Origin of the sequence: Streptomyces sp. NPDC006235, assembly GCF_040613735.1 — a bacterium.
In the GTDB taxonomy this organism is placed as follows: domain Bacteria; phylum Actinomycetota; class Actinomycetes; order Streptomycetales; family Streptomycetaceae; genus Streptomyces.
In genome coordinates this window covers 18,759-35,597 of sequence record NZ_JBEXSR010000045.1, presented here as the reverse complement: position 1 = coordinate 35,597, position 16,839 = coordinate 18,759, and the positions used below count along the sequence as shown (strand labels likewise).

11 protein-coding genes and 1 pseudogene are annotated in these 16,839 nt (G+C 67.3%); 10 read left to right on the top strand and 2 right to left on the bottom strand.

Annotated elements, in window-relative coordinates:
* Positions 1 to 197: 197 nt before the first annotated feature.
* Both metK and ABZ192_RS35810 read left to right on the top strand, forming a co-directional pair.
* Positions 198 to 1,406, top strand: a complete 1,209-nt coding sequence (metK, locus tag ABZ192_RS35815; RefSeq protein WP_356928650.1) for a methionine adenosyltransferase — start codon at positions 198 to 200, stop codon at positions 1,404 to 1,406.
* 158 nt (positions 1,407 to 1,564) lie between these two features.
* A complete protein-coding gene (locus tag ABZ192_RS35810) occupies positions 1,565 to 3,712 on the top strand; it encodes a primosomal protein N' (RefSeq protein ID WP_356928649.1) in 2,148 nt (715 codons plus the stop codon).
* Positions 3,713 to 3,842: 130 nt separating this feature from the next.
* Here ABZ192_RS35810 and ABZ192_RS35805 read toward each other — a convergent pair whose 3' ends face one another.
* Entirely contained in the window at positions 3,843 to 4,415 is a 573-nt protein-coding gene (locus ABZ192_RS35805; protein ID WP_356928648.1) for a hypothetical protein, read from the bottom strand.
* Between the two features lie 326 nt (positions 4,416 to 4,741).
* On the opposite strand from ABZ192_RS35805, the gene fmt reads away from it, so the two are divergent.
* The 6 genes and pseudogenes from fmt (at position 4,742) to ABZ192_RS35775 (ending at position 13,909) form a co-directional block, all read left to right on the top strand.
* Positions 4,742 to 5,674, top strand: coding sequence for a methionyl-tRNA formyltransferase (fmt, locus tag ABZ192_RS35800; protein WP_356928647.1), 933 nt, complete (start codon positions 4,742 to 4,744; stop codon positions 5,672 to 5,674).
* Positions 5,675 to 5,743: 69 nt separating this feature from the next.
* Positions 5,744 to 7,171 (top strand): transcription antitermination factor NusB, encoded by a 1,428-nt coding sequence (locus ABZ192_RS35795; protein WP_356928646.1) that lies wholly within the window; start codon positions 5,744 to 5,746, stop codon positions 7,169 to 7,171.
* A 320-nt stretch (positions 7,172 to 7,491) separates the two neighbouring features.
* Positions 7,492 to 10,452: a TnsA-like heteromeric transposase endonuclease subunit gene (locus ABZ192_RS35790; RefSeq protein ID WP_356928645.1), complete on the top strand. Its 2,961-nt coding sequence runs from the start codon at positions 7,492 to 7,494 to the stop codon at positions 10,450 to 10,452.
* Complete coding sequence (locus ABZ192_RS35785; protein ID WP_356928644.1) at positions 10,449 to 11,597, top strand: TniB family NTP-binding protein; 1,149 nt, start codon at positions 10,449 to 10,451, stop codon at positions 11,595 to 11,597. Before ABZ192_RS35790 ends, ABZ192_RS35785 begins: the two co-directional genes overlap by 4 nt.
* A pseudogene (locus ABZ192_RS35780) lies at positions 11,594 to 12,022 on the top strand (TniQ family protein); the annotation flags it as partial. The gene ABZ192_RS35785 and the pseudogene ABZ192_RS35780, both read left to right, overlap by 4 nt.
* 147 nt (positions 12,023 to 12,169) lie before the next feature.
* Positions 12,170 to 13,909, top strand: coding sequence for a hypothetical protein (locus tag ABZ192_RS35775; protein WP_356928687.1), 1,740 nt, complete (start codon positions 12,170 to 12,172; stop codon positions 13,907 to 13,909).
* Positions 13,910 to 13,913: 4 nt separating this feature from the next.
* Here the strand turns inward: ABZ192_RS35775 and ABZ192_RS35770 are convergent, their stop codons facing one another.
* A complete protein-coding gene (locus ABZ192_RS35770) occupies positions 13,914 to 14,552 on the bottom strand; it encodes a hypothetical protein (RefSeq protein ID WP_356928643.1) in 639 nt (212 codons plus the stop codon).
* Between the two features lie 564 nt (positions 14,553 to 15,116).
* On the opposite strand from ABZ192_RS35770, the gene ABZ192_RS35765 reads away from it, so the two are divergent.
* Together ABZ192_RS35765 and ABZ192_RS35760 are read left to right on the top strand one after the other, a co-directional pair.
* Complete coding sequence (locus tag ABZ192_RS35765) at positions 15,117 to 15,380, top strand: helix-turn-helix domain-containing protein (RefSeq protein ID WP_356928642.1); 264 nt, start codon at positions 15,117 to 15,119, stop codon at positions 15,378 to 15,380.
* A 160-nt stretch (positions 15,381 to 15,540) separates the two neighbouring features.
* On the top strand, positions 15,541 to 16,425 hold the full coding sequence (locus tag ABZ192_RS35760) for a DUF6083 domain-containing protein (RefSeq protein WP_356928641.1): 885 nt from the start codon (positions 15,541 to 15,543) through the stop codon (positions 16,423 to 16,425).
* Positions 16,426 to 16,839: the final 414 nt, after the last annotated feature.

Here is a 16,839-nt window from a genome sequence, read left to right as displayed (position 1 = left end):
GGGGCGTGGCGCCTCTGGCCAACGTCGCTCGGCATTGGGCAGAATGCCCGTGCCGCAGGTCACAGCACTTCCGAGTGGCGAGACAGGGGGGCCGTGGCCGAAGCGTGACCGATAAACTGTTCCACGGACGGCGTCGGGTGCAGCCCCCGCCGTCCGCCACTGATCAGCCAGCAGCCGCTGCAACCCCAGGGAGCGTTGTGTCCCGTCGTCTGTTCACCTCGGAGTCCGTGACCGAGGGTCACCCCGACAAGATCGCTGACCAGATCAGCGACACCATTCTCGACGCGCTGCTCCGCGAGGACCCGACCTCCCGGGTCGCCGTCGAGACCCTGATCACGACCGGTCTGGTGCACGTGGCCGGCGAGGTCACGACCAAGGCGTACGCGGACATCGCGACGCTGGTCCGGAGCAAGATCCTCGAAATCGGCTACGACTCCTCCAAGAAGGGCTTCGACGGCGCCTCCTGCGGGGTCTCGGTGTCCATCGGCGCGCAGTCCCCGGACATCGCCCAGGGCGTGGACACGGCTTACGAGTCCCGTGTCGAGGGCGACGAGGACGAGCTCGACAAGCAGGGCGCGGGCGACCAGGGCCTGATGTTCGGCTACGCGACGGACGAGACGCCCACGCTGATGCCGCTGCCGGTCTTCCTGGCGCACCGCCTGTCGAAGCGCCTGTCCGACGTGCGCAAGAACGGCACGATCCCTTACCTGCGCCCGGACGGCAAGACGCAGGTCACCATCGAGTACGACGGCGACAAGGCGGTCCGCCTGGACACCGTCGTGGTCTCCTCGCAGCACGCCTCCGACATCGACCTGGACTCGCTCCTGGCTCCGGACATCAAGGAGTTCGTCGTCGACCCGGAGCTCAAGGCGCTGCTCGACGAGGGCATCAAGATCGACACGGAGAACTACCGCCTCCTGGTCAACCCGACCGGCCGCTTCGAGATCGGCGGCCCGATGGGTGACGCCGGCCTGACCGGCCGCAAGATCATCATCGACACCTACGGCGGCATGGCCCGCCACGGCGGCGGCGCCTTCTCCGGCAAGGACCCGTCCAAGGTCGACCGCTCCGCGGCGTACGCGATGCGCTGGGTCGCCAAGAACGTCGTCGCAGCGGGTCTCGCCACCCGCTGCGAGGTCCAGGTGGCGTACGCCATCGGCAAGGCCGAGCCGGTCGGTCTGTTCGTCGAGACCTTCGGCACCGCCAAGGTCGACACGGACAAGATCGAGAAGGCGATCGACGAGGTCTTCGACCTCCGTCCGGCCGCGATCATCCGCGACCTCGACCTGCTCCGCCCGATCTACTCCCAGACGGCGGCCTACGGCCACTTCGGCCGCGAGCTCCCCGAGTTCACCTGGGAGCGGACGGACCGCGTGGACGCGCTGCGCAAGGCCGCGGGGCTGTAAGTCCCGGCAGGGCGGCGAGGCCACGCGCCCGACGCCGCCGCGGTACCTCGCGAGGCCCGGCACCCTTCGGGGCGCCGGGCCTCGTCGTGCGTCCGGTGCGCGGGCGGCGGGTACTCGGGGCCCGCCGGATGTCAGTGGTGTTTGGTAAGAATGCAAGCGTGAGCAGCGAGAACGAACAGGCGTGCGGCGGCGCGGAAGGTGCGCCGCCCGAGCAGCTCGCGCTCATCCGGGAGAGTGTGCGCCAGGCCAAGACGCCCCGGGCCAAGCCGCGGACCTGGCGGGGGGCCGCGCTCGCCAAGAACCTGCCCGTCGCGCGGGTGCTCGTCGACAAGGGCGTGCTCCACCTCGACCGGTACTTCGACTACGCCGTGCCCGAGGAACTGGACGAGCAGGCCCAGCCGGGCGTGCGGGTGCGGGTCCGGTTCGGGGCCGGGCGGCACCGGGTGCGGGACGGGCGGCGCGAGGGCGGGGGGCTGATCGACGGGTTCCTCGTCGAGCGGCTGGCCGAGTCCGACTACTCCGGGCCGCTGGCCGCCCTCGCCCAGGTCGTGTCGCCCGAGCGGGTGCTGAGCGAAGAGCTGCTGGGGCTGGCCCGGGCGGTCGCCGACCGGTACGCCGGCAGCCTCGCCGACGTCCTGCAACTCGCGGTGCCGCCGCGCAACGCCCGGGCCGAGCAGCGCCCCTCGCCCGCACCGTTGCCGCCGCCCCCGGCGCCCGAGACGGGCACCTGGCAGCGGTACGAGCAGGGGGCGGCCTTCCTGGAGTCGCTGGCCTCGGGCGGTGCGCCACGGGCCGTGTGGAACGCGCTGCCCGGCCCGGAGTGGAGCGAGGAGCTGGCCCGGGCCGTCGGGGCGACGCTGGCCTCCGGTCGCGGGGCGCTCGTGGTCCTGCCCGACGGGCGGGCGGTCGCGCGGGCCGACGCCGCCCTGACCGCCCTGCTGGGGGAGGGGCGGCACGCGGTGCTCACCGCCGACGCGGGTCCCGAGAAGCGGTACGCGCAGTGGCTCGCGGTCCGGCGGGGCTCCGTACGAGCCGTGATCGGGACCCGCGCCGCGATGTTCGCACCGGTCCAGGACCTCGGCCTGGTCGCCATCTGGGACGACGGGGACGACAGCCACAGCGAGCAGCACGCCCCGCAGCCCCACGCCCGTGAGGTGCTGCTGCTGCGGGCCGCCCAGGACAAGTGCGGCTTCCTGCTGGGCAGCTGGGGCTGCACGGTGGAGGCCGCGCAGCTCGTCGAGAGCGGATGGGCGCGCCCGCTGGTCGCCGGGCGTGAGCAGGTGCGCGCCACCGCCCCGCTCGTCCGCACCGTCGGGGACGGGGACCTCGCACGGGACGAGGCCGCCCGGGCCGCCCGGCTGCCGACCCTCGCCTGGCAGGTCGTGAGGGAAGGCCTGCGGCATGGCCCGGTGCTCGTGCAGGTGCCCCGGCGGGGATACGTGCCGCGCATGGCGTGCGCCAACTGCCGGGCGCCCGCGCGCTGCCGGCACTGCTCCGGACCGCTGGAAACCAGGGACGGCGGCGCGTTGTGCTGCGGGTGGTGCGGCCGTGAGGAGGGCAGCTGGCACTGCCCGGAGTGCGGCGCCTTCCGGCTGCGCGCCTCGGTGGTGGGCGCCCGGCGGACCGCCGAGGAACTCGGACGGGCCTTCCCCGCCGTCCCCGTGCGGACCTCGGGCCGTGAACACGTGCTCGACACGGTGCCGGGAGCGCCCGCGCTGGTGGTGAGCACGCCCGGGGCCGAACCCGTCGCCGAGGGCGGGTACGCGGCGGCGCTGCTGCTCGACGGGTGGGCCATGCTCGGGCGGCCCGACCTGCGGGCCGGGGAGGACGCGTTGCGGCGGTGGATCGCGGCCGGGGCGCTCGTCCGGTCGCAGCCGGCCGGTGGCACGGTGGTGGTCGTGGCCGAGCCGACGCTGCGGCCCGTCCAGGCGCTCGTGCGGTGGGACCCCGTCGGTCACGCGGTGCGGGAACTCGCCGAGCGGGCCGAGCTGGGGTTTCCCCCGGTGTCGCGGATGGCGGCCGTGTCGGGTCCGGCGGAGGCGGTGACCGAGTTTCTCCGTGCGGCCGAACTGCCGCCGGAGGCCGAGGTACTGGGGCCGGTGCCGTTGCCCGTGCCCGCGGCGGGGCGACCGCGGCGGGCGGGGGCGCCGCCGGCCGGGGAGCAGTGGGAGCGTGCGTTGGTCAGGGTGCTGCCGGGGAAGGGCGCGGCGCTGGCCGGTGCGCTGAAGGCGGCGCAGGCCGCGCGGATGGCCCGGGGGAGTGCGGAGCCGGTGTGGGTGCGGATCGATCCGGCTGACATCGGGTGAAGTGGTGGGTGGCGCTGTGGGTGGCGCGGTGGCTGTCGTCGCCCGGCGCCCGCCGCTGTTCTTCCCCGTACACGCCGCTGCCCTCCCGGACGCATCGGGAGGGCAGCGGCGTGTCGGGACGGGGTGCGGTTCAGCCGTTGCGCGGGCCGGGGAAGGCCGTCGGCCTCGCCTCGTCGCGGAGGGCCGGGCTGCCCGCCGTCGGCTGAGTGGGCATGGAGCGGGCCGTCGGGACCGTCGGGACCGTGGGGAGGCCGGTGTTCACCGGGACCGTGGGGAGGCCGGTGTTCACACTGACCGTGCGGGAGCCCGACGGCTCCGGTGTGCGCTCCGCCTCGGCCGCGGCCGGCTGGGCCGTGGTCCGGCGTGCGCCGTAACGGCGGTGGACCGCCTGTTTGGTGACTCCGAGCGCGGAGCCCACCGCGTCCCACGAGAAGCCGAGTGAGCGGTCGAAGTCCACGGCCGCCGTCACCAGGGTCTCGACACTGTCCCGCAGCTCCTGGGCGAGACGTACCGTCGGGGCGGGAGCGCGTCCGTAGACGACGAAGCCCGTGGAGGGGCCGGAGCGGCGCGGGCGGTAGACGTTGCCCAACTGGGCGGTGAGTGTGCGCAGTGCGTCCACCTGCCGGCGGACCCGCTCGATGTCCCGCACCAGCAAGTGCAGGCTGGCCCGAGCCTGGGCGTCGTGGGTTGCGTGGTCGGCCATGAACAAGCCTCTCGAACCGGCGTTGAAAGGAATGGGCCGCGATCGCGGCCCGAAGTGGTCAACTCTGTCTTGACCAACGCGGCTTCGCTCCGCGGGTCACGGTGTGGGGGCGTGGGGGCTTATGCGTGCGCCTGTTTGCGCCCGGCGTGCGCCTCGGCCTGCGGCCTTCGGTTTTGGTCTCCCACCCGCGCACCGCCCGTAACAGTTGGCCAAGAGGCTGAGGTCTCCCGTGGGGGCCGGGCGCCGTCGGCGGCTTTCCACGGCGGGGCTCATAGACTTGTGAGCTGCCCGCCGTCCACCCCTGCCCGAGAGGCTCCCACCACCCCATGAAGCTCGTCTTCGCCGGTACACCCGAGGTCGCCGTTCCCGCTCTGGACGCTCTTCTCGCCTCTGAGCGGCACGAGGTGGCCGCTGTCGTCACGCGGCCCGACGCGCCGGCCGGGCGGGGGCGCAGGCTCGTCGCGTCGCCCGTCGCCGAGCGGGCGGAGGAGGCCGGGATCGAGATGCTGAAGCCCGCGAAGCCGAAGGACCCCGAGTTCCTGGAGCGGCTGCGGGAGATCGGGCCGGACTGCTGCCCCGTCGTCGCCTACGGCGCGCTGCTGCCCCGGGTCGCCCTCGACGTCCCCGCGCACGGCTGGGTCAATCTGCACTTCTCCCTGCTGCCGGCCTGGCGCGGTGCCGCGCCCGTGCAGCACGCCATCATGGCCGGGGACGAGATCACCGGGGCTTCCACGTTCCTGATCGAGGAGGGGCTCGACTCCGGACCGGTCTACGGGACGGTCACCGAGGAGATCCGGCCCACCGACACCAGCGGTGACCTGCTGACGCGGCTGGCGTTCGCCGGTGCCGGGCTGCTCGCGGCGACCATGGACGGGATCGAGGACGGCACCCTGAAGGCCGTACCGCAGCCGGCCGAGGGCGTCAGCCTGGCCCCGAAGGTCAATGTCGAGGACGCGCACGTCGACTGGAACGCTCCCGCGCTGCGCGTCGACCGGATGGTGCGGGGCTGCACTCCCGCGCCCGGCGCCTGGACCACGTTCCGCAGCGAGCGGCTCAAGCTCATCCAGGTCACCCCCGTGCCGGACCGGACGGATCTCGCCCCGGGGCAGATCTCCGCCGGGAAGAACAACGTGTACGTCGGCACCGGCTCGTACGCGGTCGAGCTGGTCTGGGTGCAGGCCCAGGGCAAGAAGCCGATGCGGGCGGCGGACTGGGCCCGCGGGGTGCGGATCGCCGAGGGCGAGCGGCTCGGGGGCTGACACGGCGCCGCGTCCGGGGCGGCGTAGGCTGGACGGCGCACTTCTTCTCACACCCGGAGCACCTTTTTCGTGAGCGACCAGCCCCGTCGGCCCCGTACGCCCGGCAAGCCCTACCGTCGGCCCAAGAAGGACCCCGTCCGCATCCTCGCCTTCGAGGCGCTGAGGGCCGTGGACGAGCGGGACGCCTACGCCAACCTCGTTCTGCCGCCCCTGTTGCGCAAGGCGCGGGAGAAGGAGGGACCCGAGAACTTCGACGCCCGGGACGCGGCGCTCGCCACCGAGCTGGTGTACGGCACGCTGCGGCGGCAGGGGACGTACGACGCGGTCCTCTCGGCCTGCGTGGACCGGCCGCTGCGGGAGGTCGACCCGCCGGTGCTGGACGTGCTGAGCCTCGGCGCGCACCAGCTGCTCGGGACGCGGATCCCGACGCACGCGGCCGTGTCCGCCACCGTCGAGCTCGCCCGGGTCGTGCTCGGCGACGGGCGGGCCAAGTTCGTCAACGCCGTGCTGCGGAAGGTCGCGCAGCACGATCTGGAGGGCTGGCTGGAGCAGGTCGCGCCGCCCTACGACGAGGACCCCGAGGACCATCTCTCCGTCGTCCACTCGCATCCACGGTGGGTCGTGTCGGCGCTGTGGGACTCCCTCGGCGGCGGTCGCGCCGGCATCGAGGACCTGCTGCGCGCCGACAACGAGCGGCCCGAGGTGACCCTGGTGGCGCGGCCCGGACGGGCCACCGCCGAGGAACTGCTCGAAGAGGACGCCGCTCTGCCGGGACACTGGTCGCCGTATGCCGTGCGGCTGACCGAGGGCGGTGAGCCGGGCGCCGTCGCGGCCGTGCGGGACGGGCGCGCGGGCGTGCAGGACGAGGGCAGCCAGCTGGTGGCGCTCGCCCTGGCCAACGCGCCGCTGGAGGGGCCCGACCGGCGGTGGCTGGACGGGTGTGCGGGGCCCGGCGGCAAGGCGGCGCTGCTCGGCGCCCTCGCGGCCCAGCGGGGCGCGCTGCTCGTCGCCTCCGAGAAGCAGACCCACCGCGCCGGGCTCGTGGCCAGGGCGCTGGAGGGGAACCCCGGGCCGTACCAGGTGATCGCCGCGGACGGGACGCGTCCGGCCTGGCGGCCCGGCAGCTTCGACCGTGTACTGGTCGACGTGCCGTGCACCGGGCTCGGGGCCCTGCGACGCCGTCCCGAGGCACGCTGGCGGCGCCGGCCGGAGGACCTGGAGGGGTTCGCGCCGTTGCAGCGCGGCCTGCTGCGCACCGCCCTGGAGTCCGTGCGGGTCGGCGGTGTCGTCGGCTACGCGACCTGCTCGCCGCACCTCGCCGAGACCAGGGCCGTGGTCGCCGACGTCCTCAAGCAGCACCCGGACACCGAGCTCCTCGACGCCCGGCCGCTGCTGCCCGGCGTACCGGACCTGGGAGAGGGGCCCGACGTGCAGCTGTGGCCGCATCTGCACGGGACCGACGCGATGTACCTCTCGCTCATCCGCCGGACCGGCTGACCCCGGCCCCGTTGTAGGTTCTCAAAATGAGTGACCAATTCTCATTCCAGTTGGCCACTGTCTGGCCAACTGGCCAACTAAATGAGACGGACAGTTGTTCGAGATATCGCTCATGAGTATGAACCCTGCGGCCCCCTCTGTGTGTCTGCGTGCCCCCATGTAACCGTCGGAGGGACGGCCTGACGGCACCATGCTATGAGGCCAGCACATGAGTTGCTGGGGGACGTGTGAGCATTGCGGTCGACTCTGTCTCGTTGACGGTACGCCGGAGTGACGGTGAGCTTGCGGCGGCGCCATGGCCGTATACGGACATTGAAAGAATGGAATCGTTGGTTCCGTGGCGCACGTTCCGCTGGTATTACGGCCAGAAGCATTACTCGGGTTTCTACTGGTCCTCGACCATGCGTGCTCACGTGATTTATGAATCACGGCTGGAGCTGACGCGCCTGATCTATGCAGATTTCTCGCCTGAAGTTAGGTCGATTCACGCTCAGCCATTTTTGATTACGGCGGAGATCGATAAGGTCCGGCGACGGCATGTGCCTGATTTCTTGCTGCTGCGCGATGACTCGGTGCCTATGGTGGTTGATGTCAAGCCGCGTGAGTTACTGACCCGACCGAAAGTGTCATTTTCGCTTGGGTGGGCTCGAGAGGTGGTCGAGTCCTGGGGTTGGGAGTATCAAGTATGGTGTGAACCGCCGCATGATGAGCGGGCTAATCTGCGATTCCTGGCCGGATATAGGTGCGACTGGCTGTTCCGTGCGGAACTGCTGCAAGAAATCCGCGGTGCGAACCTAGAAGGAGTGACCCTGGGTGATGCATTTCGCTCATTCCCGAACTGGTCCAAAGAGCTTGTGCGTGCCAGCATCTTCCACCTTCTTTGGTCGCAGCATCTCTCTACTGACTTTGATGGGATTCTGTCCGAACGGAGTGTACTGAGCGGGAAAGCGGCAACTCTTGTAGGTGCAGGGGTGAGTGTGATGCCTGATCCAATCCACGATCCAGAACAGGATGACCAAGAAGCCGCCGTGTCGAACCAAGTCGATGACTTGGGTGGCAAACGGAGAAGCGGACAGGGCGCAGCACGTGTAGGGGTGGGGACACGGTTTCACTACGACGGTGAAGTCGTCACGGTGGTGGAGATGTTTGGCTCTTCCCGTGGCAACGAGATCCTGGTCAAGGACGGACGCGGTCGCAGGTTCCGACTCTCCCTAAGAGAGGTGCTGGCCTCGGGCCGTGCCCGTGTCATTGCGGAAAACCCAGGGCCCTCCTCAGAAGATCCGGGCGAAACAGCCTCGGTAACTCTTGCCCTGCTCGAGGATTTCGAGCTGGAGACGATTCGCGAGCGGGCGGCGCACCTTAACGAGGTGCTGTACGGCTACCGTTCCGGAACGCCGGAGTTGGCGGGCCCGGGGGAACCACGGCCCGAGTACACGCCGGGCACGCCCAAGATGGATCGTTACAGGGCCAAGGCGGAGGAACTCGGTGTTGGCGTGAGGACGCTCAGACGCTGGATTGCCGCGTTCGAGGCCGAACGTGAAGCAGCTCTGGTGCGTGACTTGCCTGAGCGGTCCACCGACTCGGCAGGAGTGGGGCGAGCTGACCCCCGGTGGGTGGAAATGGCCTTGGAGAGCATGGCAGAGCACGAAGATGATGCGACGCCAACCCAATCTAAGGTCATCCGAACCATTGGTCCCCGCCTCGAAGCCCGCTACGGGAAGAGTGAGGTACCGCTCCCTAGCAGGGCAACGGCGTATCGATGGCTTTCCGAGCTCGAGAAGCGCCGGCCGACTTTCCGCCTTAGCGCACAGAGGAACCGTGACATTGCTTCCCGGCCAGCCGGCGTATACGGAAAGTTGCGGCCGACACGACCTGGTGAGTTCCTGTTGCTGGACACGAATCGGCTGGACGTCTTCGCGCTCGACCCGTTGACATTGAAGTGGGTGCAGCCGGAGTTGACGGCAGCCATGGACTGGTACGACCGCTGTATTACTGGACTGCGGATGACCCCCGCATCCACCAAGTCCGTTGACGTAGCCGCGACACTCTTTGAAACCTACCGTCCCCGTCCGGCGGGCAAGGACTGGCCGCGTGACGCGGTTTGGCCCGACCACGGCATTCCCCGGACAGTCCTGCTGGATCGGGATGCCATCGAGGGCCCCATGGCGGATGCCGCAGCCCGTGTAACAGGACGGGGTTCTCAGGGGCCAGGCCTGGTCCCTGAGACCATCGTGGTGGACCACGGCAAGCCCTACGTGTCCGAGCACATCACCAGTGTCTGCCAGCGGCTGGGCATCTCCATCCAACCTGCCCGACTGCGTACAGGACGGGACAAGGGCCCTCTTGAGCGGTTCTTCCGAACACTTCGTGAAGGGTTGCTTGAGAACCTTCCCGGATACAAAGGACCAGATATCTACGGGCGGGGGGTGAATCCGGAAGGCGAGGCCTTCTTCTTCCTCAACGAACTGGAAGCGATCATCCGGGAGTGGGTGGCCTTGGTCTACCACCAGCGTCCTCACGACGGCCTCGTCGATCCTCGGATCCCAGGACTGGATTTGTCTCCGGCCGCAATGTTCGATCACGGTATCGCCCGAGCTGGTTACATCGAGGTCCCTCGCGATCCCGACCTCGGATTCGAATTCCTCAAGACTGACTGGAGGTCAATCCAGCACTACGGCGTCGAAATCCGCGGCTGCCGCTACAACGGGCCGGGACTGAACGGCCTCCGCAACCAGACGAGCCCTTATACCTCCCCCCGTGCCAAAGGACGCTGGCCTATTCACGTCGACCCTGACGACATCACCCGCGTCTACTTCCGCCGCCCTGATACCCGTAAGTGGCACACGCTGGACTGGGAGCACGCTCCGGCCATGAACTTTCCGGTAAGTGAGGACGCTTTGGAGCTCGCCCGGAAGATGGCGCGGCACAAGTATCGCTATCCGGACGACGAGAACGCGCTGACGCAGCTGCTGGAGCGCTGGAATCTCGGGCTGGGCCTGACCAGGTCTGAGCGACGCGTGGCATTGCGTATGGCGCGTGAGCAGTCGGCTATCGACTTGCCCGCTACTGACAGCGAGGTCGCCATGCTGCCCTCCGTGGCCAAGGTGATGGCCACCAACGTGGAAACGATGCAGGACGAAGAGGAGCCAGAGCCCGAACCGTACGAAGGCGCCCAAGCAGGCGATGACGACGAGGACGACGAACTGGATGTTCTTGTCTGTCCGTCGGACGGTCCTGATGGCGAGGACGACTACTACGCGGATGCTCTGGAGGACGCATGACCGATAGAACGCCGAATGGTGCGAGCCTGCCGCTGGACAACCTGACACTGTCCCGAAAGGAAGGATTTCGCCAACTGGCCGAGGCGCCGAAACGTATCCAGCCCGACCTCATGACCGTTGGGCAGGTCGCTCTGCTCGACGAGCCGGCACATGCCGCTTACAACCGACTTAGGCGAGATTGGCACGCCAATCTCGGGCCGATCAAGACGCCGCAGCTCAATGCACTTCAGGACGATTTGTGGGACATCATCGACAGTAATGTGCAGGATGGTGACAAGCCCAAGGGAGCAGTTGCGGTCGACGCGTTTCCAGGTCTTGGGAAGACCACTGCTGTCTTGCATTTTGCTCAGGAGTTCCATCGTCGGGAAATCGCGGAACTGGGGCGGCTGACTCAGGATGGAAATGAGCGGTGGCCGGTGTGTCGGGTAGGTCTGACCAGTAACATCGGCATGAAGGACTTCAATCGTTCCATCCTAGAGTTCTTTGCCCACCCGGCCCGCTTCCGGGGAACCTCCGCGCAGTTCCTGCAGCGGGCCCTTGACTGCGTCCTGGACTGCGAGACGCGAATCCTGATCATTGACGACCTCCACTTCCTGAAGTGGTCGGACCGGAACGGTCGAGAGGTCAGTAACCACTTCAAACACATCGCCAACGAGTTTCCCGTGACCTTGATTTTCGTAGGTGTTGAATTGGAGGCGCGAGGTCTGTACTCGGAGATGGATATGGGCGGGGACGTGACCCTAGCTCAGACCGCTCGTCGTACCACGCCCCTGACGATGGCGCCGTTCTCAGTGAACGACGATCAATCTCGGCGGCAATGGCGGGGCCTGCTGCTCTGGCTGGAGAAACGCCTGATTCTCGCGAACAAGTTTCCCGGCATGCTGGCCGATGAGCTGTCGGACTATATCTATGCCCGCACGACCGGACACATCGGCTCGCTCATGACCCTGATCAACCGCGGTTGCCAGCGGGCAGTCCGGACCGGAGCGGAGCGGCTGGATGCCGACCTGCTCAACAGCGTCAAGATTGATGCCGCTTCAGAGCAGGCACGAAAACAGCTTGATGCAGGACTACGAGCCCGCAGCTGGACCTCAAAGGTCAACCTAGTCCCGTCCGCGACTTCCAAGAAGCAGGCAAGCCGTTGAATGCGGCACGTACACTGCCCCTCCGGGTCCAGCCCGTGGATGGTGAGGCACTCGACAGCTGGCTCGAGGTCGTCGCCTGCCGTAGCAGAGCACCCCTGACGCACATTACCGAGGCGCTGGGCCTTAGCGGACCGGCGAGTCGGCACTCATCAGCGAGGCCTCCTTGGACAACTGCATTGGCCGACGGAGAGGTGGAGCACCTCGCGATGGCCTCCGGAATCGACCGGGACTTGCTATTGGCTATGACGCTGGCTCGTTGGCACGGGAGGGCACTCTTCATCGATTGGGATCGCCGCCGCGTCGACAAGAAGCGGCTCTGGGGCCGCGCATGCGGTTCTCGCTACTGCCCGGAGTGTCTAAGGGAATCTGGTGGGCGCTGGCAGTTGTCGTGGCGCCTGAGCTTCACTTTCGCTTGTACGCGCCATCACCTGCTGCTCGTGGATGCCTGCCCCTCTTGCGGAGAGATCCCGCGCAGCAGAAACATCTACTCCGGGACCGCGCTCGCACCAGGAGTCTGTCCGAGTAAAACGAGGAACGCCCCATCAGTACGATGCGGATACAACCTAGGTGAGGTGGATACCCCTCAACTTGAGGCTGATGGGCCGATTCTTCTGGCGCAGCAAAAACTCACCGGACTCGTCGAGGGCGAAGCACCCAATACAACGGACTTCGCAGGCGTCTATGGCAGCAACCCTGTCCCAATCGTGCGTGTGTTGGCAGATTTGAAAACGCTTGCCTCCCGCGTGCTGGCGCATGCGCAGGACGATGATTTCGCCCGTTGGGGCCCCACCGACCTTGTGCGCCGCTGCAATTCCTACCGTGAAGCCCCGCTGACTACTTACCGTGGCCGCCGGGAAGCACACACCCGCGGATCGTGGGTTGCGCCCACTGATGCCGCAGCAACCGGCCTGGCGCTGACCGCAGCGCTCGACAGTCTGAATAGTGCTGAGCCTGACACTGTCATCGACCGGATCGCCTGGCTCACCGATCGACTGCAGGAGCGAGGCGAGAGCGCTGCGCACTGCGACATTGGTAAATGGAGTGCGGAAATCTCCCCGGACCTCGTGACCATTGTTCTGGGCGCCGTGCACCGCAGTCAGGGGCGCAGGGCGGTACGACTGCACTACCGGACGACGACAGGCCGGCCGCAGCGACCAGCGAAGGGACTCGCCGTGCCGCGCGCACGTGCACAAAAGGTCCCCGCCAGCCTGTGGGACAACTGGGCGTTGCAGATGATGCCCCTCAACGCTGGCGGAAACCTCCGTTGGACCACTGTTCAGCAAGCCCTCGCGATCAGTGTTCTCCAGGTCGGGGCATGGATCAACTTGCCGCAGGCCCAGCAGTTACTCGGTACTGATCTCAGCCGCAAGACTCTGTCCCGCACACTAGAAACCCTTCATGCCCACGAGGCCAGCGTGGAAATCCTGCGCGCCGTGACCACGCTGGCCGACGTCCTCGATCAATCAGGTTCCCCGATCGACTACGCACGTCGACGCGAAGTCTTCGGACAGCGGAGGGAGTTCATCGATCCTGAAGAATGGGCTAGGATCCGGCGACTGGCCAGGCCCGTGCACGATGCGCGGGCCTATGTTCAGCAGGCGAATCGATGGATTTATCAACGCCTCACCGGAAATCCCATCCGCCAGTTTCCTTCTCCTCCCGGATCCGACCCACTTGACACAGTAAAGAAATATCCACAATTCACATTTGAACTGGATCCAGTCGAAATCGATGGGCTGGTCAAGATTGGTCGAAAACTGTTGTCCGCCGAGGGGATTGTAGAGCCTTTTACCTGGGAGCCAGACGTTCCGTATGCTGTGGCGGTTAACGCAAAGCTACCCGGCGTCGTACGTGAAAGTATCCATCACTCTAAGGTACACGATGTGATACTTGAAGGAGCCTTGAGCGCCTCGGCGGTGGCCAGAAAGCTCCAAACGAGCCCAGCCCATGTGCGATGCATCCTGGACAGGCAGCCGCTCAACAGAAGAAGCCCATTAGCGCAGCGCAACGAGAAATGGCGTCAATTGTATCTCGCCGGTCTCTCTGTAGCGCAAATCAGTCAGGTGGCGGGCGGAAGCAGGACGAGGATCCTTAAAGAGCTAAGGCGTATGGGGGTGGAAATCCGTTCCAGGGCTCCGGAGCGCGTGTATGGGCACCTGATTCAGGAGGTGATCCATCGGTACAGCCATCTCGGCGAGTCTCTTCAAAATATCGCCGATGCGACAGGAATGTGCCGCGCCACAGTACGCAACATCCTGATGCGTGAAGGCGTGCCACGTCGGCCGTGTGGCCGACGCCCTCAGGAGACTTGATGCATCACGAAATCTCGCTACCAGCGTGGTAATAGAAGCCGTTTGGGCCGATACGCCACCTCAGCTCTCCATCTTCCCGTACCGCCTGCCAGGTGGTGAGAACGCCGGCAGTTACCAGCTGATCCAGCAGGGGTGGCAGCGCGGCGATAGTAGACCCGCACTCCCGTGCCATCTGCTCCATCTCCGTTGTTCCCTGTCCGGTTCCTCTGTCGGTCCAGGCGATGGCGAAAAGGGCGGCGAGTTGAAGCGGCGGGGTCGATCCGGTGCGAGCAGGGCAGAAGCCGCGCATTGCCCAGTCAGCGGCACGGAGCCGGTCGGGGCGCGCGGGATGCTGTGTGAGTAGACCTGCGTCGAGGATCTGAACCACCACCGCGCGCTCATCGGACGGCAGTGTGCGGATCAGCCCCGCGTCGCGCAGTTCACACCATGCGTCCGCAGCGGTTTCGAGGCGCAGGCTGCGCAGCACCCCGAAGCTGAGCCTGGCTTGCGCCGAGACATTCATGCGCAGTGCGCACTGGAGGGCGAGCATTCGTGCACCGGCGCTCGTCTCGGCAGGCAACGCAGCGGCGAAGTAGCTCAGCATCTCGCGGACCCGGGTCTGGCTGTCGGGTTCCTTCGGGCGCCGCCTGCGCCGCACCTTCACGTGTCCAGGGGGCGCAGCGGCGGTGCCCAGGACCGTGTCGGGAACGACGGCGGATTGGGAAGTAGAGGCCGCACACGCCGTGCATGCGTCGGTCAGGCGCCACAAGCGTCCACCCTGCTCCCGGACCAGGAGAAGCCGGATCGGGCCGTGGCAACCGCGGTGGCGGGGATGCCAGCTGCAGCCCCGCTCGTGACACTGGCAGATCCGCAGATGGGCAGGGAGCGGGTCTCGGCGAGCGTGCAGGGCCAAATGAGCCACTAGTTCTGTTCGAGCCGCAGAGCCGGCTAGTTGTCCCCCGCGATGCGTGCACTGATGGCATACGAGGACCGGTCCGCCGGGCTCCGGTCGCAGTTCAACCGTCCAGGTCCGCCGGACTCCGGAACGCGCAAGACAGAGCCTCATGGCGGGCGTCTACCTCCCGTTATTCGCTGTGCCGCCCTCTGTCGGGCTGGAGCACGCGCACAGGCTAGTGCAGAGCTCTGCCCTTGAGTATTGGATGTCGCAGACGAAATAGGGCAGAGATCTGCACTGACAGGGCAGGTGTCTGCACCGTCGGATAGTCAGGTGACGATCTTCCCGCCCGACCCCGACTTCGAGGCCTTGCGTCTGGAACTCGCGCGGCTGCGGGCGGAGCATGGGTGGACGTATGACGAGCTGGCGGACCGTAGCGGCCTGGCCAGACGGACGCTCATCGAGATCGAGCAGGGGCGCACCATCGGCACCCTCAAGACGTGGCATGCCCTCGCTCATGCGCTGAGCACTCCGCTTGACGAGCTCTTCGGAACCCTGTGTGGCGACCACGAGCCTCCCGGGCGGAACCAGGCCTGAGAGCCAACCCAGGCTCTGCGGGAGGATCACCCAAACCGGCGACGGCATGCGAAGGTATGAGCGGCCAATCGAAGGTGTGTCTTAGTGATTGAGGCCATCCGGGGGATCAGACCAGCCCGGCCGCAGGCCCTACGGCGTGTCACCTGACACCTTCGGCCACATGCACTCCTCTCCACCGTTTCGTCGTTGTTGGGACGGCAGCCCCATCAACAGCCGCCGATCCCGTCCGCTGTGCGTCGCTCCAGACAGCCCGTCCAGGCTCCTCCGCTGCGCCCACCAAAGTCGCTGCCGTGAATGCGGCAACCACATCGCGTGGTACCGCCGAGTTGATGACCGCTTCGTCCGCCTGCATCCACATGAGCTGTCAGTGGCTGACGTGCCCGTCGGCTACCACTGGCACGTCAGCGCCAGCTTGGTGCATCACGCCGGGGATGGCAGCCCCTGGTGTCGGCTGGCCCATGGTGTGGTGCGCCCCGCTCGCGCGGTCGATGCCACCAATGCCCCTGAACTGACCGGGCTGCGTCTGGTGCTGATGGTGAACACGTGTCGCCTGACCGAGGCCGGAGTGTTCACGCCGAACGCACCGACACATACGACGCAACAGCCCGACGATGCCTGTCGTCCTGCCAGACCCGTCCTCCAACTCCTCTACGTTCGCTACCTCGCCGCACGCCCTGTGGACGAGATCCAGTGCGTAGCCCAGACGCTGCACCGTGACCTATGCACCCACACGGTGCTCACGTGGGACGGCCTGGCCGGGCTCTGGAAGCTGGTTACGGCAACTTCCGCCCGCCGCCAACTGGTTCTGTCCGTCGATGTGATGGCGTTGTACGACCTGCCCTGTCTCCCGTACGCCGAGCAGTTGCGCTGGCACAGGCAGCGCTGCCCTCAGCACGCGGCCGCGCTGACCGCAGCGGACCTGGCCCTGACCGATTGGGCACGCTTCGATCCGCTCATCCACCAAGGGCACGCGCACCCTCGTCTTCGCGCTCACATTCGTAGGCCACACGATGGCGGCGATCCGCGGAAGGCAGCACAGCGGTGAGAGGGCGACATGCCGTAGAGATCATCCTGGTCAGGCCGGCCACCAGGGCAGAGCTTCACAAGGCTTGCCGAGCCGTACCGCTCGCGGCCAACGCTGATCGCACCTGTCTCATGACCATGTGGCGGGCCAAGTCACCGAGACATGCGCTGCGGTCACTTCGCCGGGAACTCGGTCGGCTGCTACCCATCGACGTCTTGACGACCCACTATCCAGATGCGTCGGACCACGTCCTAGTCAACGTTGCCCTCACTCCGGCCGTGCGCTCGGCAATCGGCCAGGCCGCAGCAGCTCAGGGGCAGGAGCCCCACGACTTCGTGGCCCGGACTTTCGTAGCCGCCGTTGAACGGGACAGACAGTTGCGTGCTCGGCAATTGACCGAGCAACTCCAAGGTCTCATTGCCGACAACGCGCCTG